This is a genomic window from Devosia sp. J2-20 (genome assembly GCF_055808475.1).
In genome coordinates, this window is the sequence record NZ_CM147870.1 from 2,499,359 (window position 1) to 2,524,074 (window position 24,716).

The window sequence follows — 24,716 nt, forward strand, 5'->3', positions numbered from 1 at the left end:
CGTCACTGACATGTTACCTAGCCCCTAATACGAAACCGAACGCGCCACAAACGAAATATTTGCGCGCATTAACGAAAGCCATTGATGACTTCCGTTGGCGCAGCGCGCGGGCTAGCCTGAAGCCCCAAACCCAGGAGTGGAATTGCCATGAGCCAGCGCCCCTATGACGAAGCCAATCTGCGCCGCGCCTTCGCCGTGGCCAGTCAGTCGCGCGCGGGCGGCGACCACCCCTTTGGCGCGGTGCTGGCCGACAGCAAGGGCGTGATCCTGATGGAACAGGGCAATGGCTTTACCGCTGAGGGACGCGACCGCACGGCGCATGCGGAAAAGCTGCTGGCGACACGGGCGGGCAAGACTTACAGCCTGACGGTATTGGCCGGGGCGACGCTGTACAGTTCGGCAGAACCCTGTGCGATGTGCGCGGGCGCGATCTATTGGGCGGGTATTGGCCGGGTGGTGTTCGGCCAGACCGAGGTGGCGCTCAAGGCGATCACCGGCGACAATCCGGAAAACCCGACGCTGGACCTGCCCTGCGTGGTGGTATTTGAGGCCGGGCAGCGGCCAACCGAGGTAGTCGGCCCGCTGCTGGAGGATGAAGCCAGCGCGCTGCAGGCCGATTACTGGGGCAGCCGTGGCTAGCTCGCCTGTTCGAGACGATGGCGGTTTACCGCATCGAGGGCGCGCAGCATGACCGCTGAATCGGCGCCGGGCTTGCAGGCATCCACGCTCATGATCTGGCGGAACTGGCGGGCGCCGGGCAGTCCGGCCGCCAGACCCAGCATATGGCGGGTGATGTTGTTGAGGCGGGCACCGGCGGCGAGTTCGCGATCGGCATAATCGGCCATGGCGTGCATGACGGCGGCCAGGGTCACCGGCTCGGTGGTGGCGCCAAAGAAGCGTTGATCGACCTCGGCCAGCAGCATGGGATTGTGATAGGCGGCGCGGCCCATCATGACGCCATCGGTGTGCTCAAACTGGGCTTGCGCCAGTTCCAGCGTGTCGATGCCGCCATTGATAAAGACCGGCAGCGGCGCCAGACGGGCGCGCAGGCGATAGACCCGGTCATAGTCGAGCGGCGGAATGGTGCGGTTTTCCTTGGGCGAGAGACCCTGGAGCCAGGCCTTGCGGGCGTGGACATAGAGCGCGTCGACGCCGGCGTCGACCATGGCGTCGGCGAAGCGGTCGAGACCGGTTTCGACATCCTGATCGTCAATGCCGATGCGGCACTTCACCGTCACCGGGCGGTCGGTGGCATCGCGCATGGCGCGGACGCATTGGGCGACCAGATCAGGCTCGGCCATCAGGCAGGCACCAAAACGGCCCGACTGCACGCGGTCGGACGGGCAGCCGACATTGAGATTGATTTCGGCATAGCCGTAATTATCGGCAAGGCGGGTGGCGGCGGCGAGCTCAGCGGGATCGGAGCCGCCCAGTTGCAGGGCAACCGGCTGCTCGAACGAGTCAAAGCGCAGATGGCGGTCGACATCGCCGTGCATGATGGCGGCGCTGGTGACCATCTCGGTGAACAGCAGGCTTTGGCGCGTCAACAGGCGATGGAGGTACCGGCAATGGCGGTCCGTCCAGTCCATCATCGGGGCGACGCTAAAGCGTCGGGCGCGGGCAAGTGCGGTCATGGGGCGGGCAAATAGCGCAGATCGTGCAGATTGGCCAGTGGCTGGGGACAGAGGTGCATTGCACCAAGGGCTAACATGTCAGTTATGGTCATTGGCGCCAAATTCCAGTATTGCGGCTGCACGACGTTCAGCGAGTGCCCCTGATATGCCCCTGCCCCGTTTCATCGCCGTCATCGATATTGGCAAGACCAATGCCAAGGTTGTGCTGATTGATGCCCATACCAAGCAGCAACTGGCGGCGCGCAGCACCCCCAACACGGTGCGCGCGGACGGGCCCTATCCGCATGCTGATGTGGAGCGGTTATGGAGTTTCATGCTGGAGAGCCTGGGGGCACTGCAGACCGAGCACGGGGTGGACGGCATTTCGATCACCACCCATGGCGCGACGGCGGCGCTGCTGGCGGGCGATGCGCTGGCGCTGCCGGTACTCGATTATGAACATGCCGGTCCCGAGGATATGCGTGACGCCTATGGCGCGGTGCGACCCGACTTTGCCGAGACGCTGTCGCCGCGACTGCCCAACGGGCTCAATATCGGTGCGCAATTGTTCTGGCAGAGCCAGAAATTCCCCGAGGCGTTCGCCACGGTCACGCAGATTCTGAGCTATCCGCAATACTGGGCCTGGCGACTGACCGGCATCATGGCAAGCGAAGTGACGTCGCTGGGCTGCCATAGCGATCTGTGGGCGCCCGGCAAAGCCGATTTCTCGTCGCTGGTGACCGGGCAAGGCTGGCGCGACCTGTTCCCCGAGGTGCGGCCTGCGGCATCCGTGCTGGGAACGCTGCGCGCAGATATTGCCGAAGCCACCGGCTTGCGGGCCGAGACGCCGGTCACCTGCGGCATTCACGATTCCAACGCGTCCTTGCTGCCGCATCTGGGGGCGCATGAGGAGCCGTTCACGATCCTGTCGACGGGCACCTGGGCCATCGCCATGACCGTTGGCGGCGACACCACCCATCTTGATCCGGCACGCGACAGCTTGGCCAATGTCGATGCCTATGGCCGACCGGTGCCGACTGCGCGCTTCATGGGCGGGCGCGAATTCGACATGCTGGCGCCCGGCGCAGTGACACCGACGAGCGAAGATGCCGATGCGGTGATCAAAGGGGACGTTCAGGCGCTGCCCAGCTTCATGGCGGGCGTGGGGCCCTTCCCCGGCCATGTCGGCTGCTGGACAAGTGACCCCGATATACTCAGCCCAGGCGAGCGCACGGCTGCGGTCTCGCTTTATCTGGCGCTGGTGACCCAGACCTGTCTTGAGCTGTGCGGGTTGGGCAAGCAGATAATCATTGAGGGACCACTGGCGCGGAACCAGCTCTATGCAGCGGCGCTGGCGCGGCTAACCGGTGTGCCAGTGGTGGCATCGGGCGATGCGACCGGCACCAGCCTGGGTGCCAGCATGCTGTTTGGCGGGGCGGCAGGAGTGGCTTCAGGCACGCCCGTGGCACCGCTGCAGCATGTGGGCTTTGACGGCTATGCCGAACGCTGGCGGCAGCGGCTGGCCTGACAAGGGAGCCATGCGCCCGGGCTGATTGAAGGCTCTGGCCCGCTTCCCTATCTCTCGAGCGGAGGGTTGTGATGAGCAGTGCAAAGCATCGTGTGGTGATTGTCGGCGGCGGCTTTGGCGGTCTGTCGGCGGCGCAGGCGCTGGCCAAGGCGGATGTTGACGTGACGCTGATCGACCGGCGCAACCATCACCTGTTTCAGCCGCTGCTGTATCAAGTGGCGACGGCCTCGCTGAGCACCGCTGAAATTGCCTGGCCAATCCGACACATCCTGCGCAAGCGCGACAATGTCACGACACTGCTGGCCAATGTGACCGGGGTCGATACGGCTGCGCAGCAGGTGCAGCTCGATGATGGCAGTGCGGTCGGCTATGACAGCCTGATCCTGGCCACCGGGGCGCGGCACGCCTATTTCGGCCATGACGACTGGGAGCAGTTCGCTCCGGGTCTGAAGACCCTTGAAGATGCCACTACCATCCGCCGCAAGCTGCTGCTGGCATTTGAGGCGGCGGAACGCGAAAGCGATCCCGACAAACGGCGCGCGCTGCTGACCTTTGCCATTATCGGTGCGGGCCCGACCGGCGTGGAAATGGCCGGGGCAATGATCGAGCTGGCGCGATCAAGCCTGCAGGGCGAGTTCAAGACCATCCAGCCCAATGAGGCGCGGGTGGTGCTGATCGAGGGCGGCGACCGCGTGCTGCTCAATTTCGATCAATCCCTATCGGCCTATACGCTCAAGGCGCTGCGGCAGTTGGGGGTCGAGGTTGAACTGGGGCAGATGGTCAGTGCCATTGATGGCGAGGGCGTGACCTATGGCGACAAGCGCCTCGCGACCCATACGGTGATCTGGGCGGCAGGGGTCGCCGCATCGCCAGCCGCCAAATGGCTAGGGGTCGAGCCTGACCGGGCCGGTCGAGTGCGGGTGGCACCAGATCTGTCGGTGCCGGGGCATCCCGAAATCTTTGTGGTGGGCGACACGGCCAGCATCAGCATGGATGACGGCAAGCCAGTGCCAGGCGTGGGCGATGCGGCCAAGCAAGGCGGCAGGCACGCCGCGCGGGTAATCAATCAACGGCTGGCAGGCAGGACCGAGCCTGTGCCCTTTCGCTATCGCCATGCCGGCGATCTGGCGGCGATCGGCAAGCAGGCGGCGGTGATCGATTTCGGCTGGATCAAGCTGACCGGCTGGGTGGCCTGGTGGGTGTGGGGCTTTGCCCACATCTACTTTCTTGTGGACCTCAAGAACCGCATCTTCGTGACGCTGAGCTGGCTGTGGATCTATCTCAGCGGCCAGCGCCGTGCCCGGCTGATTACCCAGGGCGACGCCAATGGCCCTGCGCCGATCAAGGAAGTCAGCGAGGGCGATTGAGCAAGGCATGCTCTGAACTTCAGGCCTCAAGCACCTCGTCCACCGAGGTGGATGGCCGGCGCAGCTTTCGCTCGCGCAGCCAGATATAGAGCCCGCTGGCCACGATGATGCTGGCGCCAAGATAAAAGCCATTATCGGGCGGCTGGCTGAACAGCACCCAGCTGGCCAGAGCCAGATAGAGCAGTTGCAGATAGTTGAACGGGGCCAGCGTCGACGGCGCGGCGTAACGGTGTGCGACCGATATCAGCATGTGCCCAATCATGCCGGCGGTGCCTGCGGCAAAAAGGCCAGCCATGAAGCAGTCTGGGTAGGCCAAACCCAATCGGTGAAGGCAATGGGCGTAACCAGTAGCAGCGCGGTGCCACCAGCGTAGACCTGCTGGGTGACCGCCGTGTCCACCCCTGCAAGCTTGCGGGTCAGGATAGAGAACAGCGCGATGAAAAATGCTGCGCCGATACCCAGCAGCGCAGCGGGGTGGAACGCCTCGGTACCGGGGCGCACGATGATCAGAATGCCAATGAAGCCAGCGCCAATGGCCATCCAGCGGCGCCAGCCCACCTTTTCGCCCAGCATGGGACCCGATAGCGCGCAGACCATCAGAGGCGACGAAAAGATCAGCGCGCCGGTGACCGTCAGCGGCAGGTAGCGCATGGCGAGGAAATTGCCGCCGGTGGTGCCCAGCAGGCAGAGCCCGCGCGCGACCTCAAGCTTCCAGTTTCGGGTGACGAACATATCGCGCCCGCGTAGGGGCACAAAGATCGCCAGCAGCAGCGCCACATGTACGCCATAGCGCACAAAGATGATCTCGGAGGTTGGCATGCCTGTGCCCGAAAGCCATTTGGCCGAGATGTCGAGAAACACCAGAATGGACTGCGCAACCAGCAAGAGCAGAATGCCCTTGCTGGCGTTTTCTTCCAGGCCGGCCACCGGGCGCGCCATCAGCGAACCTCGGCGATGGGTGTCACCACCGGCTTGGCCAGCTGACGCTCACGCAGCCAGATATAGAGGCCACTGCCGATGACGATTGGCGCGCCAGCATAAAGCCAGATATCGGGCAATTGGTCGAACACCAGCCAGCCGGCCAGCGCCATGAAGATGATCTGCAGATAGGAAAAGGGGCAATCACTGCGGCGGGGGCGAAGCCATAGGCGACGGTGATCAACTGGTGACCGACAAAGCCGAACATGCCGATGGCAAAAAAGGCGATCCAGCCGTCGATCGAGTCCGGCCAGACCCAATTGGCAAGCGCAAAGGGCGCCAGCACGAGCGTGGAGAAAATGCCGACATAGAACTGGCTGGTGGCCGGGCTGTCGACGCCGGCCAGACGCCGGGTGAAAATGAAATAGAAGGCCGAGCTGGCCGTGCCTGCCAGGGCCAGCAGCGAGGCGGGATGAAAGGCGTCGGAACCGGGGCGCACGATCACCAGAACGCCGATGAAGCCGACACCGATGGCAGCCCAGCGGCGCCAGCCCACGGTTTCACCCAGCATGGGCACCGAGAGGGCACACAGGATCAGCGGCATGGTGAAGCCGATGGCGCCGGTAACGGTAAGGGGCAGGTATTGCACGGCGAGGAAATTGCCAACCGACATGCCCAGCATGGCCACCGCGCGCAGGATCTGCAGCCGCAGATTGCCGGTGCGCACCAGGTTCAGGCCCTGTTGCGGCAGGTTGATGGCCGACACCAGCGCCAGATGGACGACATAGCGCAGGAACACGATCTGCATCAGCGGGAAGCCCAGCTGTCCCAGCCATTTGGCCGAGCTGTCGATGCCGGTGAACACGAAGTAGGCGACGAGAGCGAGCCCGATGCCGAACAGACGGCGCTCAGGGGGCGGTGCAAAAGCTGTAGACATGGCTGATCCGAGTGCCGCGAGGAGGCGCGGCCTTGGATACAGGCATAAAGATCATGCCATGGGTGTCAATGTCACCGGCGGCAAAATCTTGTATGGTAGATGATTGTGATGAGATCGACGGATTCTGTTGGCCGGCGCGTCACTCCCTCCCGGCCTCCCCCATCAAGGGGAGGCCGAGAGGTGTGGCTGGAGTTCTTAGAACGTCTCGGCCAGATTGCGCACCTTCAGGCTCTTGGCCAGATCGGTCGACGAGACCGTAGCGCCGTGGCGCGGGGTGAAGACCAGTTCGGTGGTCCGGCCCGGCAGGAGCGTGATGGCGTTGTCCGAGAAGTAGCCGGGCAGATCGACCGTGGCGGTGACAAACAGGGCGGGCTTGTCCGATGACAGGGTCAGCACCGGCTGACCATCGCGGTCGGACCAGGCGCTGGTGATGGTCGGGCTGACCAGTTCGTAGGCCTTGTAGGGCTTGGGGAAATAGTCGTTTTCGCCCAGCAGATTGCCCTTGGCATCGCGCCAGGAGAAGAACAGGAACTCGTCGGCGGCCAGATCGGCAGCGGCGAGTTTGGACACCTCGATGGCAGCGTCGGGACCGACGGCGCAATTGCCCGAGAAGACGACGCGGTCACCACCGCCGATTTTGACGGCGCGGACGTCGAGCGCGATGCTGGTCGGAGCGCCCGTATCGTTGATGGCGCGCAGCACGATGGATGTGGGTTCAGCGCCTTCGACGGGCGTGCCGCGTGAATTGGTCTGCACATCGTCATGGACCGGCACGGCGACAACACTGAGCGGCAGGAAGAAGCGCTTGGCCATATATTGCAGCAGTTTCCACTGCCCGCCGTAGTCCAGGCTGGACCATGACGCGACGGGCCAGATGTCGTTGATCTGCCAGAACAGCGTGCCCATGCAACGTGGTTTGGTCGAGCGCCAGTATTCAATGGCGGTCTTGATGGCCAGGCCCTGCTGGATCTGGGAGAGGAACACCATCTGGTCGAAATCGCGCGGGAAGCGGAAATAGCGCGTCATGGTTTCAAGAATGCGGGCATTGCCGCCATCATTGCGCTGATGGTTTTCCATCACCGGCGAGGACGGATTGCGATCCCTGGGCTCGGCAAAGGTCTCGATGATGTTCATCGAGGTGAAAGACTGGAAGCCGAATTCAGAGGCAAAGCGCGGATTGACCGTGCGGTAGGCCTCGAAGCTCTTGGCCGAGTGCCAGACGTCCCAGTAATGGGTGTCGCCGCGGGTATCGGCGTGCCAGCCATCGGAGAAGTCAAGATAACCCATGGAGGGCGAGGACGGCCAGAAGCGGCGCGCGGGATCCTCATCCTCGACGATATTGCCGAGCATGGAGTTGAGGCGGTCGTAATTGGCGACGTAGCGCTCGGGCGCGGCCTTGGTTTCGGGATACCAGGAGAGCGAGCCGATCACTTCATTGTCGCCGCACCACAGGGCAATGCAGGCGTGGTGGCTGAGGCGACGGACCTGCTGGGTGATCTCGGCGCGCACATTGTCCAGGAATGGGCGGTCGGAGGGATAGCTCATGCAGGCGAACATGAAATCGTGCCAGAGCAGAATGCCCAGCTCGTCGCACATCTCGTAGAAATAATCGGGCTCGTACTGCCCACCGCCCCAGATGCGCAGCATGTTCATATTGGCGGCCTTGGCACTGCCAAGCAGGTCGCGAATGACATCGGGGGTGATGCGGCTGGGAATGGCATCGGCCGGGATCCAGTTGGCACCCAGCATGGAGATGTCGCGGCCATTGATGCGGCATTTGAAGGTGTGGTCGATTTCGTCGGGCTCGACGATCCATTCCAGCTTGCGCAGACCGATCTGGCGGGTGGTCTTCTCCCCTTCCAGATTGGTCACCAGTTCGTAGAGCGGCTGCTCGCCCTGCCCGGCTGGCCACCACAGTTTGGGGTTCTTGATGGTGAGGTTATGGATGAAGACGTTCTCGCCCTTATTGACCACGACCTTGTCGGTGATGGTCTGACCGTCAATGGTGTGTTCAAGCTCTACTTCACCATGGGCAAAGGCAAAAAGCCGAGTCTTGACAGACAGTTCGACCGAATTGCTGCCATGGGCCTGATCGACCTGGACGCTCTCCTGACGCGCCAGGCGCGACTTGCGCAGGCTCATGGTGCCATAGACGCCGATGGGCATGATGCAGATGCCCCAGTCCCACCCCGCATGGCACGCGGCCTTGCGGATGAAGTTCATGTGGATGCCCTTGAGACCATTGGTCTGGTAGTTCTTGGTGAAGGGGATCGGGAACGGATGGGCATCGGCACGTGCCTTTGCAACGTCGGGCGCGATGGCGAAATCGATGCGCAGGGTATTGTCCCCTTCCCGCACCTTGCCGGTCACGTCGATATCGTTGCGCAGGAAGCTGTTCTGCGTCTCGGCGACCACTTCACCATTGAGCGAAATGGTGGCGATGCAATCGACCTCGGCCAGGGTCAGGGTCAGATAGCCGTCAATATCGGCGGCGCTGGCGGAAAAGCTGCGCTCAACGGACCAGGCGGTCTCGTTGACCCACATCACCTGCTTTTCGTTTTCGCCATAATAGGGGTCGGGAATCTTCTCGGCGGCGAGCAGCGCGGCATGCACATCCCCGGGCAGGGTCAACGGCACGGCGATATCGCTGGTCGGCGATGTCAGCGCGAAGCTGCCGGCCAGATCGAGAGCCGAATAGGTGGCGGGAATGGACATGAAAGGCTCCTCCGGGGGGCCGCCTGGCCCACCCTCACTGCTTGGTTCTGGGTGCAATGGGGGTTGGAAGCCCCTATGCAATCGATTTCATTGCAGGTCTACCCAATCTTTTGAGCGCTTCCAATGGGTGAAATGAGGGATTTTTGAGTTTTTGCAGCGTTGCTATTGCAGGCAAACAACCAAATGCTGGTTTTGGCAGCGACAACGTTTACGCTTGTATTAGGATTTGCGCGTCTAACCTGTGCCCAGGCAAGGGACCCGTCCATGTGGACAGTAAAGTCAATCAAACGGCTGTTTTCGGTTCCCGACGATCCGGAGCTCGTGCTGGCGCAGGCACAAGCGCTGTCACGGCAGGTGCCGCTGATGTACGCCATGGTGTTGGTGAACACCGTTATTCTGGCCAGCACCCATGTCGGCGTCGCACCTGATCTTCTGGCCATCTACGTTCCGGCAATCCTCACGCTGGCCAGTCTGGCGCGCATTGCTTCGTGGTGGCGCGATCGCGGGAATTCGCAAGATCTGGAAAAAGCGCGGCGCAGCATTGGCATGATGATGCGCGTCATGCCGGTCCTTTCGGTCGGCTTTGCCGTATGGACCATCGGCCTATTGCCCTATGGCGATGGCTATCAGCAATCACAGGTGGTGTTCTTTTGCGGCATCACCACGATTGGCTGCATGTTCTGCCTGATGCATGTGCGCGCCGCGGCGCTGACCATGGGGGCACTGGCCCTGTTGCCGTTCACCCTGGTGATGCTGGCCATGAACCATCCGGTGCTGGCGGCCATGGCCATCAATCTGGCGGCGGTCGTGGTGGTGATGCTGTTTGTGCTGATGGGCAATTACCGCGACTTCTCGGCCCTGGTGGCCTCACGTACGGCCATGGCGCAGAAACAGACCGAAACCCAGAGGCTGTCGGATGAAAACGACCGACTGGCCAATGTCGATACGCTGACCGGTCTGCCCAATCGCCGATCGCTCGATCGTCATCTGGACCAAATGCTGAGCACGCCACAGCCTGAAGGGTCCGAAATCGCCGTGGTGCGACTTGATCTGGACAGCTTCAAGTCGGTCAATGAGATCTTTGGCCAGATAACCGGTGACCGCGTTCTGGTGGAAGTGGCGCGCCGGCTCAACATGCTGCGCCCGCCGGGCACGTTTGTTTCGCGGCTGGGCGTGGACAATTTTGCGCTGGTGCTGTCAGGGCCGATGTCCGACGACATCCTGAACAAGTTCGGAGCCGTGCTGTGCCGGGCCATGCGCAGTTCCTTTGATTTGCAGAGCGCCAATATCCATCTGTCGGCTTCGGTAGGGTTGGCCACGGCGCGCCCCGGCGACAGCGCCGCGATGGTCTATGACCGGGCTGACTATGTGACATCACTTGCCAAGCGGGACTGCCGCGGCAGCGCGCTGGTGTTCGCTGAACGCCACGAGCACGAGATCAGCAAGGTGCGCCGCATCGAGCATGAACTCTACACGGCCGATCTGGATGCCGAGCTTTCCATCGTCTTCCAGCAGCAATTCGACACGGCGCTGAACTGCACGACAGGCTATGAGGTGCTGGCGCGCTGGAACAGCCCGGTTCTGGGTCAGGTCTCTCCAGTTGAGTTCATTCCATTGGCCGAGCGCACCGGGGTGATCTGCCGGATCACCCAGACCGTGCTGCGCAAGGCACTGGCAGCCTCCGCCAAGTTGCCACAGCATATCAGGCTATCGGTCAATCTGTCGGCCAACGATGTCGGATCGACGCCTGCGACCGAGGCCATTATCGAATTGGTGGAAGCGGCGGGGCAGCCCTGCCGGATCGACTTCGAGATCACCGAGACGGCCATCATGCGTGACATGAAGCAGGCTGGCGATGCGCTGGCGAGCCTGCTGACGCTTGGTTCGCGCATTGCGCTGGATGATTTCGGCACGGGCCATTCCAGCCTGACCCATGTGCAGAAGCTGCCGCTTGACCGGATCAAGATCGACCGCAGCTTTGTAGCCGACATTGTCGGTGACACCACCAGCCGGGCCATCGTCAAGACGATGGTGGACATGTCCCACAATCTGGGGATTTCGTGCGTGTTCGAGGGTGTCGAAACCCAGGAACAGCTGACCACGCTCAAGACGTTGGGCGGCACGCTGATGCAGGGTTATCTGTTCGGGCGGCCGGTCGATGAAGACACCATGCTCACGCAGGTTGCCCAGGAGCAAGCCAGCTGGGGCGCCAAATCCATCGAAAAGCTTGGTGCCGCAAACTAGCGGTTCGCGGCACCGGTGAGTTGCTTGCCGCCTACTGGGCGGCTGACCTCGGCCTGGTCGACGTCGATGAAACCACCCGACTGGCGATGCCAGAGGCCGGAATAGATACCACCGCTATCGACCAGCTCGGCATGGGTGCCGGTCTCCACGACCCGCCCCTTATCGAGCACCACCAGACGATCCATCATGGCAATGGTGGACAGCCGATGGGCAATGGCGATCACCGTCTTGCCCTGCATGAGCAATTGCAGCTGACCCTGAATGGCTGCTTCCACCTCTGAATCGAGCGCGGAAGTCGCTTCATCAAGCACCAGGATCGGGGCATTCTTGAGCAATACCCGGGCAATGGCGATGCGCTGGCGCTGCCCACCGGAGAGCTTGACGCCGCGTTCGCCGACATGGGCGTCGAAGCCCATGCGCCCCTTGGGATCACTCAGCCCAACGATGAAGTCGCTGGCTTCGGCCAGATCGGCTGCTTCGCGCATCATTTCCTCAGTCGCATCGGGGCGGCCATAGAGGATGTTCTCCCGCACCGAACGATGCAGCAGCGAGGTATCCTGGGTGACCACACCGATATTGGCGCGCAGGCTGTCCTGTGTGACCTTGGCGATATCGTGCCCATCGATGAGCAGGCGACCATCGGCGCGGTCATAGAAGCGCAGCAGCAGATTGACGATGGTCGACTTGCCCGCGCCGGAACGTCCGACAAGACCGATCTTTTCGCCGGGCCGGATATGCAGGTTGAGGTCCTCGATCACACCACCGGTCTTGCCATAGTGGAACGAGACATTCTCGAACTTGATATCACCCTTGACGGTACCAATCGGCTCGGCTGCCGGATCATCGGAAACGACGCGCGGCAGCGAGATCGAGGAGATGCCGTCGCGCACGGTGCCGATGTTTTCGAACAGCGAGGACATTTCCCACATCACCCACTGGCTCATGCCCTGAAAGCGCATGACCAGCGCCAGCGACACGCCGAGCGCACCAGCAGTCAGATTGCCACCCAGCCAGGCCCAGATGCCGACGCCTGCCACAGCTGCGAGCAGGACATAGTTTGAGAACAGGATCGAGACCTGCAGCACACTGGCCAGTCGCATCTGCCGGTAGGCGGTGTCGAGGAACTGGTCCATGGCCTCCTTGGCGTAGGTCTCCTCCCGGTTGGAATGGGAGAACAGCTTGACCGTGGCGATGTTGGTGTAGCTGTCGACAATGCGGCCGGTCATCAGCGAGCGGGCATCGGCCTGCTCCTGGGCGATTTTGCCCAGCCTTGGCACGAAGTAGAACATCATGCCGACATAGGCCGCGAGCCAAGCCAGGAAGGGCACGGCCAGCAGCAGATCGGTGGAGCCAACCAGAATGACCGCGCCGATGAAGTAGACGACGACATAGACCAGGATATCGAGCAGCTTCATCACCACTTCGCGCACGGCGAGCGAGGTCTGCATCATCTTGGCGCCGATGCGACCGGCAAACTCGTCCTGGAAATAGCTCATCGACTGACGGATCAGGTAGCGATGGGTCATCCAGCGAATGCGCTGCGGAAAATTGCCCAGCAGGGTCTGGTGCATGACCAGCGTGCTCAGCAGCACCAGCAGCGGCAGAACGATAAGGACGAAGCCACCCATCAGGGCCAGTTTCCAGCCTTCCTGCGCCAGAAAAGTGGTGCGATCCGCATCGGCCAGCCAATCAACGATATCGGCGACAAAGCTATAAAGCAGCACTTCACCGGCGGCGATCAGCGCCGAGGTGACGGCCATCAACGCCAGCCACTTCTTGGCGCCATGACTATAGTGCAGGCAGAAGGCCAGCAGCCCCTTGGGCGGCTCGCCGGGGTCGCCCGGGGGATAGGGATTGAGACGCCGTTCAAACCAACGCAGCATTGTCGTCACCATGGTTAGAGCCGAAGGGCCCTGCACCGGGGCCGGTCTCGCCGCCCCAGACACAGCTGCGGGTCGGGCGGGACAGGCCAAAAGGGGCAGGACCGATCGAAAAATTCGGATACCGCGCTCGATATGCCCGCAATTGGCACAGAGGAGGCACGTGATGCGGCTGAACACCCCCTCCCCAATACCGTCCCAATTGGCGTACAAGAGTGGACCTGCGCAGTCGCTGACGCCAGACTACACGAAAGTGCCGAGTCTGCTGTTGCGGCGCGGCCACAGTTTATTTTCAGACCGACGAATTTACGGATCCTTCCATGCGCACCGAGACCGAGCAAACCATCTACCTCAAGGACTATGCGGTCAGCCCGTACCGGATTGTGTCAGCAGACCTCGACTTCAAGATCACCGAGGCTGATACGCGGGTCCGAGCGCAGCTGACCATTGAGCCCAACCCCGGTACTGCCGCAGGCACGCCGCTGGTGCTGGATGGCGATGAACTTGCTCTTGGGTCCGTGGCCATTGACGGCGCGCCACTGGTGCAATCGGCCTATGCCGCCGATGCGACGAGCCTGACCATAGTCGAGCCGCCGCTGCGCCGCTTTGTGCTCGAGACCGAAGTCACCATCAAGCCCGCAGGCAATACCAAGCTGATGGGGCTGTATCGCTCGGGCGGCACCTGGTGCACGCAGTGCGAGGCCGAGGGCTTCCGCCGCATCACCTATTATCTGGATCGACCCGACAATCTGGCCGTGTTCAAGGTCCGCATCACCGCGCCGCAGGCCGTCGCGCCGGTGCTGCTGTCGAACGGCAATCTGATCGAACAGGGCGATGCCGGCGACGGCATGCACTTTGCCGTGTGGGAAGACCCCTTCCCCAAGCCGAGCTATCTGTTTGCGCTGGTGGCGGGTGATCTGGGATCGATCACGGACAGCTTCACCACCGCTTCGGGCCGCAAGGTCGATCTGGCGATCTATTGCACCCATGGCAAGGAAGACCAGTGCCTGTGGGCCATGGATAGCCTCAAGCGCTCCATGGCCTGGGATGAACGGCGCTTTGGCCGCGAATATGATCTGGATATCTTCAACATCGTGGCCGTGTCCGATTTCAATTTCGGCGCGATGGAGAACAAGGGTCTCAACATCTTCAACGACAAGTTGGTGTTCGCGCAGCCCGAGACCGCCACTGATGCCGATTACGATGGCATTGAGCGCGTGATCGCGCACGAATATTTCCACAACTGGACCGGCAATCGCATCACCTGCCGCGACTGGTTCCAGCTGTGCCTGAAGGAAGGGCTGACGGTGTATCGCGATCAGGAATTCACCAGCGACGAGCGCAGCCGACCCGTCAAGCGCATCTCCGATGTGGTGACCTTGCGTGCGGCGCAATTCCCCGAAGATGGCGGCCCGCTGGCCCATCCGGCGCGGCCCAGCCAGTATGACGAAATCAACAACTTCTATACGGCCACCGTCTACAATAAGGGCGCCGAAATCGTGCGCATGCTGGCGACGCTGCTGGGCGAGGCCGGGTTCCGCAAGGGCATGGACCTGTACTTCGAGCGCCATGACGGCGAAGCCACCACGATCGAGGCATTCCTGGCCGTGTTTGCCGAGGCCAATGACGTCGATCTGGAGCAATTCAAGACCTGGTATCTGCAGGCCGGCACGCCCCGCCTGAGCGTCAGCGACAGCTATGATGCGGCCAGCCAGACCTATACGCTGAACCTCAAGCAGGAGACCCAGCCAACGCCGGGTCAGCCGGAAAAATCGGCGCTGGTGCTGCCCATCAAGTTCGCCCTGATCGGACCCAATGGCAGCGAGATGAGCTGGACCGGGGTAACGGGCGGCGATGTGCGCCAGGACATGATCGTGCTCGACGCTGCCAGCGCCACGATCACCTTTAGCGGCGTGCCGAGCAAGCCGGTCCCCTCGCTGCTGCGCGAATTCTCTGCGCCGGTGAGCATGGACAGCGCGCTGTCCCAGGCCGACCAGTTGTTCCTGGCCCAGCATGACAGCGATCCATTCAATCGCTGGCAGGCGCTGCAGGATGTCGGCATGGGGCTGGCCGTGGCCGCCATTGACGGCACGCCGTGGAGCGACGCATCGGTGAAGGCGCTAAGCCAGGCCATGGCTGAAACCCTGGCCAGCGACACGCTGGATGATGCGTTCAAGGCGCTGGCGCTGAGCCTGCCCGCCGAAGCGCAGATCAGCCGGACCATTGGCAAGGAGATTGATCCGGACCGCGTGCACAAGGTGCGCAAGGAATTGTTGCAGGCGGTGTTCGCCCCGCTGGCGCTGGAAATGCTCAATGCCTATCTGGCGCTGTCGAGCGAGGCGCCCTATGCGCCAGATGCCGCGAGCACGGGTCGCCGGTCGTTGCGCAACCGGCTGCTGGCCCTGATGGTCGCCAGTGATTGCGCCGGTGCGGTCGGGCTGGCCGCCCAGCAATATGCCGGCGCGCGCAACATGACCGACCGGTTGGCGGCCCTGAGCGCAAGCACCCTTGCATGGACGCCCGACGCGGCCAAGCTGCTGGGCGACTTCCACGCCAATTTCGCGGCCAATGATCCGCTGGTGCTGGACAAGTGGCTGGCGGTCACCGCATCGGTGCCCGAAGATGGGGTGATCGAGCGCATTCAGGCGGTATTGGCCGATCCGGGCTTCCCCAAGACCAATCCAAACCGCCTGCGCTCACTGATGGGATCGTTCACGATGAACAACCCGACCCAGTTCGCCCGCGCCGATGGGGCCGGTTTCCGCTTTGTGGCTGATTTTGTTGCCGAGGTAGACAAGATCAATCCGCAGGTGGCTGCCCGGGTGCTGACGGGCTTCCGGATCTGGCCGATGCTGGATCAGAGCCGTCGCGACGCCGCAAAGGTGGCGCTGGGCGGGCTACAGACCAAGGGTTCGCTGAGCCGCAACACGGCGGACATACTTGCCCGCATGTTGGCAAGCTAAAATACGGACAAGCTTGGAAGAATTTTTCTTCTGCAGCTAAGTGATTCTCCTGACTCGCAAATTTGCGGGTCAGGCCTGGTCGGGCGTTTTGCGGGTCTGGACACCGGAGTCCTGCTGATTCATTGTTCGTTAAGGGCAAATCGGGTCGGACTACCACCCCCCACAAGACGGAGACACTTATGCGGTCGGCGGAGACATCCGGCGTCGGCGCCAATGGATTCGGCGCAGACCAGGAGCAGGCGAACACTCGCCAGGTCAACGACAGCAGAAGCCCCGCCAACCCATTGGGCTGGCAGGCCGTTATCTCACCCATTACAGCCGCTGTGGCACTCACCGCGCTGTGCGCGGCAACACTTTTTGTCGCCTATGACACCATGCGCACCTTTGAGGATGCGCGCCACGAACTGGCGGTTATCGGCAGCAGCATCGCGGCAGACATTGCGGGGCTTGCGCCCGAAGCGGCGGCTCTGGCCGTGGATACCCTGCCCCAGCGTTTCAACACCGTGACCCGCGCCAGCCTGTCATCAGCGCGCGAGGCCGTTGATCTTCCCGCCTTTTTGAGCCAGTTCGTGCCCGCCGGAGACCACGGCACGCTGGCGCTCGAAGCCACACCGGAAAGTGCCTGGTCGGCCATTGGCCAGCGGGCGGGTATTGCATTTGGTCTGGCGGGCGTTTTGACCGCCTTTGTGTGGCGTCGCCGGCGCGGCGACATGCCTGACCTACTGCAACGCCACAATTACCGCACACTGGCGGCAGCCATTCCGATGGGCGTGGCGTGCTGGACCAAGGACGGCTCGCTGGTGGTGTGCAATGAGCAGTATCGCGAGCGCTTCAAGCTGCTCGGCAAATCACTGACCTATCATCACGCCGTCAAACGCATGATCGAGGGCGGCTATATGAAGCTGCTCAATGAAGACGAAAACAATCGCCTGCTCGAAGTACACCGCCATGACGGATCCTGCCTGCTGATCGATGAGCGCCCGCTTTCCGATGGCGGGTTCATGACGCTGGTCAGCGACGTGACCGAGCGCAAAAAGACCGACACCATGTTGCACGCGATCCGCGAAGAGCAACGCCATCTGGCCCGGCGCTACCACGAGGAAAAGCTCAAGGCCGAGGCTGCCAGCCACGCCAAGACCAACTTCCTCGCCCATCTCAGCCACGATATCCGCACCCCGCTCAACCACATTATCGGCTTTGCCGAACTGATGCGACACCAGGCCTATGGCCCGCTGGGTGATGAGCGTTATGCCGACTATGTGCAGTCGATCAAGACCTCTGGCGAACACCTGCTGGCGTCGTTCGCCACCATCCTGGATCTCGCTGAGCTTGAGAACGGTCAGAAAGCCCTGCGCCGCGATCCGGTGGCTATCGATGCGGTGCTGCGCAATGTCATGGAGCGTTTCGCCGCCCCCGCGGCACGCGCCAAACTGGCATTGAGCATCAGCCAGAGTTGCGACGCCACCATTGAAGGCGATCAACTGGGTCTGGTCCGGATGATCTCCAATATCGTGGAGAACTCTCTGCGCTTCACCCAACCGGGCGGACAGATCGCGCTGGCCGCCTATCAAGCCGATGACGGGGTGGTGATCGAGATCACCGATACCGGCATCGGCATGAACCAGGAGCGCCTGGCGACATTGTCCCAGCCGTTCGCGCTTGGCGATGCGACATTCACCCGCGAGGGCATGGGGCCAGGTCTGGGCATTTCGATTGCGCGCGCCATTGCCGAACTGAGCGGCGGTCATCTGGTGATCGACTCCAGTCCCTCGCTTGGCACCACTGTCGCAATCTCCCTGCCGCTGCAGGTGACCAGCGACGTTTCCGTCGCCGCCTGAGATCACAACTCCTTCAGAGCGTGCGCGCCTTGGCGTACCATTGTGCCGCTGCCGCAGAGACCTCTGCCCGCATATCGGCCAAATCGATCTCGAGCCGCCCGAAATCGGGATAGTGCGTCAAACCTGCCAGCAATTCCTTGAACGCATTGGGCCAGGGCTCATCCTTGAGCGGGTCGATCAGCGCTGCAGTCATCACCTGCATCACCGTGGAATAGACCTGATGGATTTCGGCAAGGCGCCGACCAGCGGGCACGAGATCGGTTTCGCTGAGCCGCACCAGGACCTGCGCCGGGGTTGCCTGGGGCAAGGCAATGGTCTTGCCGGCGACCAATTGGGCGGATTGCGCGATGAATTCGAGATCGACCAGACCACCATCGGCCAGCTTGAGATCAAATGCGTGCCGGGGGGCCGCTCCTTGCCCATCAGACCGCGCATTTCGACAACATCATCAATGGTCTTGGACGCATCGCGCGCGCGCGACATCACGGTCGAGATGGCGTCGGCGACGGCATAACCAAAGCTGTCATCGGCCAGCACAACGCGGGCGCGGCTGAGCGCCAGATGCTCCCAGGTCCAGGCATTGTCGCGGTGATAGGCGCTAAAACCTGCCAGGCTGGTGGCAAGCGGGCCGGCATTGCCTGAGGGGCGCAGGCGCATATCGGCTTCATAGAGCACGCCCTCGGCCGTCGGGGCGGTTATGGCGGCAACCAGACGCTGGGTCAGACGGGTATAGTACTGATTGGTGCTGAGAGGCTTTTCACCGTCGGATTCGCCATCTGGTGCGTCGTAAAGCAGAATAAAGTCGAGATCGGAGGCGACAGTCATCTCTCTGCTGGCCATCTTGCCGAAGGCCAGCAGCGCCACCGTGCCACCGGCCATGATGCCGTGGCGGCGTTCAAACTCGGACCGGACGCTACCGAACAGGCGATTGAGCAGGGTTTCGGCAAGGGCGGTGAACTGCTCCCCGGCCCCATGCGCATCAACCGTGCCCGAAAGCAGGCCTGCGGCGATCAGGAATTTCTGCTCCTGCCCGATAATGCGGGCGCGGTCGATGACCTCCTCATAGGAGCGGGCATCCGCCAGAAAGGCATCGACCTTGGCCACCAGCACATCACGATGGGTCACATCATTGGCAAAGGCGGGGTCGATCAATCCATCCATGACATGGGCGCGATGAATGACGGCCTCGGACATGCGGGGTGCCGACGCCATTAACTGCACCAGCAGGGTGCGCAGGCTGGGGTGATTGCGCAGCAGGGCAAACAGTTGCACGCCCGTGGGCAGGCGCGACAGGAAATTGTCGAACTTGGCCAATGCCGCATCAGCATTGCCGGCATTGCTTAGTGTGGTCAGCAGCGCGGGCAGCAATTCTGTGAGATGGCCCCGGGCCGCAGAAGCACGGGTGGCGGGATAGCTGCCATAGTGCCACTTGCGGACAATCTCGATGACCTTGGATGCATCGCCAAAGCCCATATTGGTCAGGGTTTCCAGCGTGCCTGGATCGTCGTCATTGCCGGTAAAGACCAGATTGCCTTCCCCGCTCCCAAGGCTTTCGCCCTCGGTGAACAGTTCGGAATAATAGGCCGAGACCAGCTCCAGCGCGCCGCGATAGTCGGCCTCGAACTGGCGCAGATCGGGCTGCCCCATCAGCTGGCCAATTATTGCCACCTCTTCGGGGGTGGCGGGCATGACATGGGTCTGTTCGTCACGCAACATCTGCAGACGGTTTTCGACAGCGCGCAGATACCAATAGGTATGGCGCAGCTCGGAGGCGGCGCGTGGGGTGATCCAGTTGGCATCGGCCAACGCTGCCAGTGCATGGGCAGTCGGCTTGACGCGCAGCGTCTTGTCGCGGCCACCGGCAATCAATTGCTGAGTCTGGGTGAAGAACTCGATCTCGCGAATACCGCCACGGCCAAGCTTGACGTTGTGTCCCTCAACGCGGATATCGCCGACATTCTTGGCGATATTGATCTGGCGCTTCATGGCCTGGATATCGGCGATGGTGGCGAAGTCGAGATGCTTGCGCCAGACATAGGGCGCCAGTTCCTTGAGGAAGGCCTTGCCCACTTCCTTGTCGCCAGCGCAGGCGCGCGCCTTGATCCAGGCGGCACGCTCCCAGTTCTGGCCCCGGCTTTCGTAATAGGACAGCGCGGCATCGAACGAGATGGCGACAGGGGTCGAGCCAGGGTCGGGCCGCAGCCGCAGATCGGTGCGGAACACATAGCCATGGGCCTGCCGCTCCTCCATCAGGCCGACCAGCTTCTGGACCATGCGCGAATAGATCTTGGTGGCTTCCAAAGGATCCTTGAGCACGCCCTTTTCGGGATCGTAGAACACCACAATATCGATATCGGAGGAGTAGTTCAGCTCCTGCCCGCCATGCTTGCCCAAGGCGAAAATGGCGAGACCTGAATTTGCCGCATTGGCCTGTTCGGGTTCCAGGGTCAGCTGGCCCCGCTCGGCAGCCTGCCGCATCAACATGTTGAGTGCGGCATCAAGAGCCGCGTCAGCCAGATGGGACAGCGCGGCTGTGGCCTGCGCGGTGGTCCAGGCGCCGCCGGTTTCGGCGACGGCTGCCAGCAAGGCGGTACGCCCCTTGGCAATGCGCAGAAGCGGGGCGAGTTCGGCTTCGTCGCCGGCACTGCGCCCAGCAGTGTCGACCGCTTCGATGATGTCGGTGAAGGCACCATCAGGATTATCGCTGAGCGCCTCGACGAACCAATCAAGATTGGTCTGCGCCAATGCGAGCAGATAAGGCGCTGATTCCAGCAGCGGCCCGATAGCGGGCGCATTGGGCTTAAGGGCAGCGCGCTGGTCAGCCGGGGCCTCAGCGAGCCATGCGTCAAAGACCGGCGTTTTGATCGGAGGCAGGGCGTTCAGTGTTGTGACCATAGGCACATGGTTATCTTGGCGCCGTGCAACGGGCAAGGTGGGCGCGCATCACACAGCGGCGGCGGGCAGATCGATCACGGCGCGCACGCCGGGATCATTGTCCTCGATACGGAAGCTGCCGCCATGCAGGCTCGCAACGGCATTTACCAGTGACAGACCCAGACCCGAGCCGACTTCGGAACGGCTCTTTTCGAGGCGCACGAAGCGTTCAATGGCCCGCTTGCGGTCGGCCTCGGGAATGCCAGGACCATTATCGGCCACTTCGATCAGGACACGATTGCCGGCCTGGCGCAGCCCGACAGTAATCCGCCCCTGCCCCTCGCCATGGGGTTTGGCGTATTTGACGGCGTTTTCGAGCAGATTGACCATGGCCTGGCCGATCAGTTCGCGATTGGCATGCAGGTGCACCGCGTCAGCGATGGAGGTTTCCACCACAATGCCTTCATCCTCCGCCACCGGCCCATAGAGCTCGGCAACGTCGGCAACGATGGCGCTGACGTCCACATCGCTCAAGGCGCCCGAAGGAGCCCCGGCTTCGGCACGGGCAATCATCAACAGCGCGTTGAAGGTCTGGATCAGCCGGTCACTCTCGGCAATGGTGGTTTCGAGCGCCAGCTGCCGGGTTTCGTCGCTGGCGCCTTCACGCAGGGCGGACTCGGCCTGATTGCGCAGTCGGGTCAGCGGCGTCTTGAGATCGTGGGCCACATTGTCGGTGACCTCCTTGAGGCCCTGCAGCAGCTGCTCAATGCGATCGAGCATGGCGTTCAGATTGGTGGCGAGCCCATCGAATTCGTCATTGCGCTTGGTGACCGGCACGCGCTCGGACAGGTTACCCGACATGATCTTGGTGGAGGTGTCGCGAATGGTGTCGATGCGGCGCAGCACGCGTTGCGCGGTTATCCCGCCCGCAATGATCGAGAACAGTATGATGCCCAGCACGCCAATCAGGAAACTCTGAATGATGATCGCCGAGAAGCCTCGCCGCTCGATCACGTCGCGCCCGACCACCAGTCGCATGCCATTGCTCAGCTCGACCGAACGCACCACGGCATAGCCTGATTTGGCGCGCGGCGGGCGTCCGTCGGTCTGATCGGTGGTGTCGGTCAGCGCCTCGGCGCGCTCGTAGTCGAAGCCGTAGGTGCCGGGGGTAACCAGCACCTCGGCGGGTACATCGGTGATATTGCCAAGCAGATACTGGCCAGAAGCGTCCCCGAGATAGTAGACGCCGGGCCCGGGTGAGCGCGATACGCGCTCGACGGCGAAAGCCACCGCGCGCACGCCCTGATTGGTGTCGATGCGCTGCAGCACCCGCACTTCGCGGTCGATATCGTCGGCCTGCTGGCGCTGGATCGAGATGCTGGACTGCCAGCCGATAAAGCCCAGCAGCAGGATCGAAAATATCCCGAAGATCAGGATAAACGTTGCCGTCAGCCGGACCGTGGATGTGCGCCAGAGCTGGGCAATGGTGTTCACAAGGCTACTCGCGGATCATGTAGCCAGCGCCGCGCACGGTCTGCAGCAAGGGGCTGGCATGCCCCTTGTCGACCTTGGAGCGCAGGCGCGACATGTGGACGTCAATGACATTGGTCTGGGGGTCGAAGTGGTAGTCCCAGACATTTTCAAGCAGCATGGTACGGGTCACCACCTTGCCGGCATTTTTCATGAGATATTCGAGCAGGCGGAATTCACGTGGCTGGAGCAGGATGGTTTCGCCATCGCGTTCGACCTTGCGGGAGAGACGATCCAGGGTCAGGCCGCCGACGGCATAACTGGTGGCGGCTTCGGAGGGGCTGGAGCGGCGCGCCAGCACTTCGACGCGGGCCAGCAATTCGGTAAAGGCATAGGGCTTGGTGAGATAGTCATCACCGCCGGCGCGCAGGCCGGTGACGCGGTCATCAACCTCGCCCAGCGCCGAGAGAATGAGAACAGGGGTTTTGTCGTCTTCAGCGCGCAGCGACTCAACGATGGACAGGCCATCGCGGCGCGGCAGCATGCGATCAACGATCAGCACGTCATAATCCATGCCCGAAGCCATGGCGTAACCGGTTTCGCCGTCGGCGGCGTGGTGGGTAATATGACCGGCTTCATCGAGCGCCTGGATCAGGTAGCTCGCTGCTTCGCGGTCATCTTCGATCAACAAAATCTTCACCGCGGGGCCCCCGGGATACTGATGGGAAATGGCCCCGGAGCAATGCCCCGGAGCCGTACTGGTTTATTCGCTCAGTGGCAGGCCGACGAAGCGGGCCTGACCGTCGCGGCTGGCCTTGACCAGAGCGGTGTTGAGGCCCTTGGCCTTGACCGCATCAAGCGCAGCTTCGAACTCGTCGAGGCTGGAGACGGCCGTGTTGTTGACTTCCAGAATGGCGTCGCCGATGGCGAGACCCTTCTTGGCAGCTTCGGATCCCTCTTCAACGTCCTGGATCAGCAGACCGCCCGTACCATCGGAATTGGGCACAAGGGTCAGCCCAACGCTGGACTTGGTGGGGATTTCAGCCGGTGGTGTGGGCTGTGCTGGTTCCTCAACGGCCGGTGCTTCCTCGTTGAGAGTCTGCAGCTTGACCGACAGCTTGGTCTCGGCACCATCGCGCCAGATGGTCAACTCAACGGTGGACTCGGGGGCCTTGCCGGCAATGGTGCGGCTGAGGTCGAGTGCATCGTCGATCGGATCGCCGTCGACTGCGGTGATGATGTCGCCCGACTTGACGCCAGCAGCGCCGGCAGGGCCATCAGAGGCAGGCTCGCGGACAATGGCACCCTTGGCATCGGCCAGGCCAACACCGTCAGCAATGTCACGGGTGACATCCTGAATGGACACGCCAAGATAGCCGCGGGTTACCGAGCCATCATCGATCAACTGCTGGACGATACCCTTGACGGTAGCCGCGGGGATCGCAAAGGCGATACCGACATTGCCGCCATTGGGCGAATAGATGGCGGTGTTGACGCCGACCACTTCACCCTGGGTATTGAAGGCCGGGCCACCGGAGTTACCGGTGTTAACGGCCGCGTCGATCTGCAGGAAATCGCCGTAGTTTGAGCCACCAATATTGCGGCCCGACCCGGAGATGACGCCGACGGTAACGGTGCCGCCCAGACCGAAGGGATTACCCACGGCGACAACCCAGTCACCAACGCGGCTCGACTCGGATTCAAACTTCACAAATGGCAGGTCGGTGCCTTCGATCTTGAGCACGGCCAGATCGGTGCGCTCATCGGTACCGACAATGGTGGCTTCCTGTTCGACGCCGTCGTCGAACACCACGGTGACCTTGGTAGCGTTTTCGACAACGTGATTATTGGTGACGACATAGCCGTCAGCGGAAATCACGAAGCCAGAACCGGCTGCCATGAACTGGCGTGGCCGTGGTGCCTCGCCGCTATTGTCATTGCCGCCGCGCGGATTCTGCTGACCGAACTGGTCAAAGAAATCGCGGAAGGGGTGGCCTTCTGGCAGATCGGGGAAATTGAAGTCGAACTGGCCGCCGCCACGCTGCACATTGCGCGGGCTTTCCTGGGCTTCGACAAGAATGGAAACCACGGCTGGTTTGACGGCTTCGACGAGGTCGGCGAAGCCAGCATGGGGCTGAACGGCCTGGGGAACGACAATCTGGGCGGCGTTCTGCACCTGGGCATTGGCGGTCTGGCCGGTGATGACATAGGCGGTCGAAACACCGCCGATACCGATCATCAGCGCCAAGGCGGAAGCCCCGAGCCACTGACTGGTACGCTTCATGATAGATGGACGCATCGCGAATTCTTCTCCTTCGGGCAAGCCCTCAACAGCTTACGGTGTAGGTATGGAACACCCGAGCTTTCGG

General features: G+C 62.2%; 16 protein-coding genes and 2 pseudogenes. 6 read left to right on the top strand and 12 right to left on the bottom strand.

The features are described 5' to 3' along the window. Positions 1–147: 147 nt before the first annotated feature. Complete coding sequence (locus AC0L37_RS12220) at positions 148–639, top strand: nucleoside deaminase (RefSeq protein WP_212658577.1); 492 nt, start codon at positions 148–150, stop codon at positions 637–639. Here the strand turns inward: AC0L37_RS12220 and dusA are convergent. Next, a complete protein-coding gene (dusA, locus tag AC0L37_RS12225) occupies positions 636–1,685 on the bottom strand; it encodes a tRNA dihydrouridine(20/20a) synthase DusA (protein ID WP_473315412.1) in 1,050 nt (349 codons plus the stop codon). The genes AC0L37_RS12220 and dusA overlap by 4 nt on opposite strands. 94 nt (positions 1,686–1,779) lie before the next feature. Here dusA and AC0L37_RS12230 point away from each other — a divergent pair, with 94 nt between their 5' ends. Both AC0L37_RS12230 and AC0L37_RS12235 read left to right on the top strand, forming a co-directional pair. Continuing rightward, a complete protein-coding gene (locus tag AC0L37_RS12230; protein WP_282220987.1) occupies positions 1,780–3,141 on the top strand; it encodes an FGGY-family carbohydrate kinase in 1,362 nt (453 codons plus the stop codon). Between the two features lie 71 nt (positions 3,142–3,212). After that, positions 3,213–4,508 carry an NAD(P)/FAD-dependent oxidoreductase gene (locus AC0L37_RS12235; RefSeq protein WP_473313001.1) on the top strand — a complete coding sequence of 432 codons (1,296 nt, stop codon included), beginning with the start codon at positions 3,213–3,215 and terminating at the stop codon, positions 4,506–4,508. Between the two features lie 19 nt (positions 4,509–4,527). On the opposite strand, the gene AC0L37_RS12240 is transcribed toward AC0L37_RS12235, so the two are convergent. The 4 genes from AC0L37_RS12240 to AC0L37_RS12255 all read right to left on the bottom strand — a co-directional run bounded on the left by AC0L37_RS12240 (position 4,528) and on the right by AC0L37_RS12255 (position 9,078). After that, the gene (locus AC0L37_RS12240) at positions 4,528–4,758 is read right to left on the bottom strand and encodes a hypothetical protein (RefSeq protein WP_282220985.1); all 231 of its coding nucleotides are present in this window, start codon (positions 4,756–4,758) and stop codon (positions 4,528–4,530) included. 8 nt (positions 4,759–4,766) lie between these two features. Further along, a complete protein-coding gene (locus AC0L37_RS12245) occupies positions 4,767–5,447 on the bottom strand; it encodes a DMT family transporter (protein ID WP_282220984.1) in 681 nt (226 codons plus the stop codon). 22 nt (positions 5,448–5,469) lie between these two features. Then, positions 5,470–6,363: a DMT family transporter gene (locus AC0L37_RS12250; protein WP_473313004.1), complete on the bottom strand. Its 894-nt coding sequence runs from the start codon at positions 6,361–6,363 to the stop codon at positions 5,470–5,472. A 195-nt stretch (positions 6,364–6,558) separates the two neighbouring features. Beyond that, positions 6,559–9,078, bottom strand: a complete 2,520-nt coding sequence (locus AC0L37_RS12255; RefSeq protein WP_282220982.1) for a beta-mannosidase — start codon at positions 9,076–9,078, stop codon at positions 6,559–6,561. Between the two features lie 264 nt (positions 9,079–9,342). Here AC0L37_RS12255 and AC0L37_RS12260 point away from each other — a divergent pair, with 264 nt between their 5' ends. After that, on the top strand, positions 9,343–11,322 hold the full coding sequence (locus AC0L37_RS12260) for a putative bifunctional diguanylate cyclase/phosphodiesterase (protein WP_282220981.1): 1,980 nt from the start codon (positions 9,343–9,345) through the stop codon (positions 11,320–11,322). Here the strand turns inward: AC0L37_RS12260 and AC0L37_RS12265 are convergent. Beyond that, on the bottom strand, positions 11,319–13,205 hold the full coding sequence (locus AC0L37_RS12265) for an ABC transporter ATP-binding protein (protein ID WP_282220980.1): 1,887 nt from the start codon (positions 13,203–13,205) through the stop codon (positions 11,319–11,321). The two genes, AC0L37_RS12260 and AC0L37_RS12265, sit on opposite strands and share 4 nt — an antisense overlap. Before the next feature lie 317 nt (positions 13,206–13,522). On the opposite strand from AC0L37_RS12265, the gene pepN reads away from it, so the two are divergent. Together pepN and AC0L37_RS12275 are read left to right on the top strand one after the other, a co-directional pair. Then, positions 13,523–16,165, top strand: coding sequence for an aminopeptidase N (gene pepN / locus AC0L37_RS12270; RefSeq protein ID WP_282220979.1), 2,643 nt, complete (start codon positions 13,523–13,525; stop codon positions 16,163–16,165). A 179-nt stretch (positions 16,166–16,344) separates the two neighbouring features. Further along, positions 16,345–18,003: a sensor histidine kinase gene (locus AC0L37_RS12275; RefSeq protein ID WP_282220978.1), complete on the top strand. Its 1,659-nt coding sequence runs from the start codon at positions 16,345–16,347 to the stop codon at positions 18,001–18,003. A gap of 13 nt (positions 18,004–18,016) precedes the next feature. Here the strand turns inward: AC0L37_RS12275 and AC0L37_RS12280 are convergent, their stop codons facing one another. The 6 genes and pseudogenes from AC0L37_RS12280 to AC0L37_RS12305 form a co-directional block, all read right to left on the bottom strand. Beyond that, a complete protein-coding gene (locus AC0L37_RS12280) occupies positions 18,017–18,256 on the bottom strand; it encodes a hypothetical protein (RefSeq protein WP_282220977.1) in 240 nt (79 codons plus the stop codon). 51 nt (positions 18,257–18,307) lie between these two features. Then, positions 18,308–18,385, bottom strand: a pseudogene (locus tag AC0L37_RS12285) (hypothetical protein); the annotation flags it as partial. Between the two features lie 77 nt (positions 18,386–18,462). Then, a pseudogene (locus AC0L37_RS12290) lies at positions 18,463–20,898 on the bottom strand (bifunctional [glutamine synthetase] adenylyltransferase/[glutamine synthetase]-adenylyl-L-tyrosine phosphorylase); the annotation flags it as partial. A gap of 48 nt (positions 20,899–20,946) precedes the next feature. After that, on the bottom strand, positions 20,947–22,371 hold the full coding sequence (locus AC0L37_RS12295) for a HAMP domain-containing sensor histidine kinase (protein ID WP_269368345.1): 1,425 nt from the start codon (positions 22,369–22,371) through the stop codon (positions 20,947–20,949). Between the two features lie 4 nt (positions 22,372–22,375). Further along, a complete protein-coding gene (locus AC0L37_RS12300) occupies positions 22,376–23,047 on the bottom strand; it encodes a response regulator transcription factor (protein WP_269368344.1) in 672 nt (223 codons plus the stop codon). Between the two features lie 63 nt (positions 23,048–23,110). Continuing rightward, entirely contained in the window at positions 23,111–24,646 is a 1,536-nt protein-coding gene (locus AC0L37_RS12305; RefSeq protein ID WP_212658591.1) for a Do family serine endopeptidase, read from the bottom strand. Between the last annotated feature and the right edge of the window lie 70 nt (positions 24,647–24,716).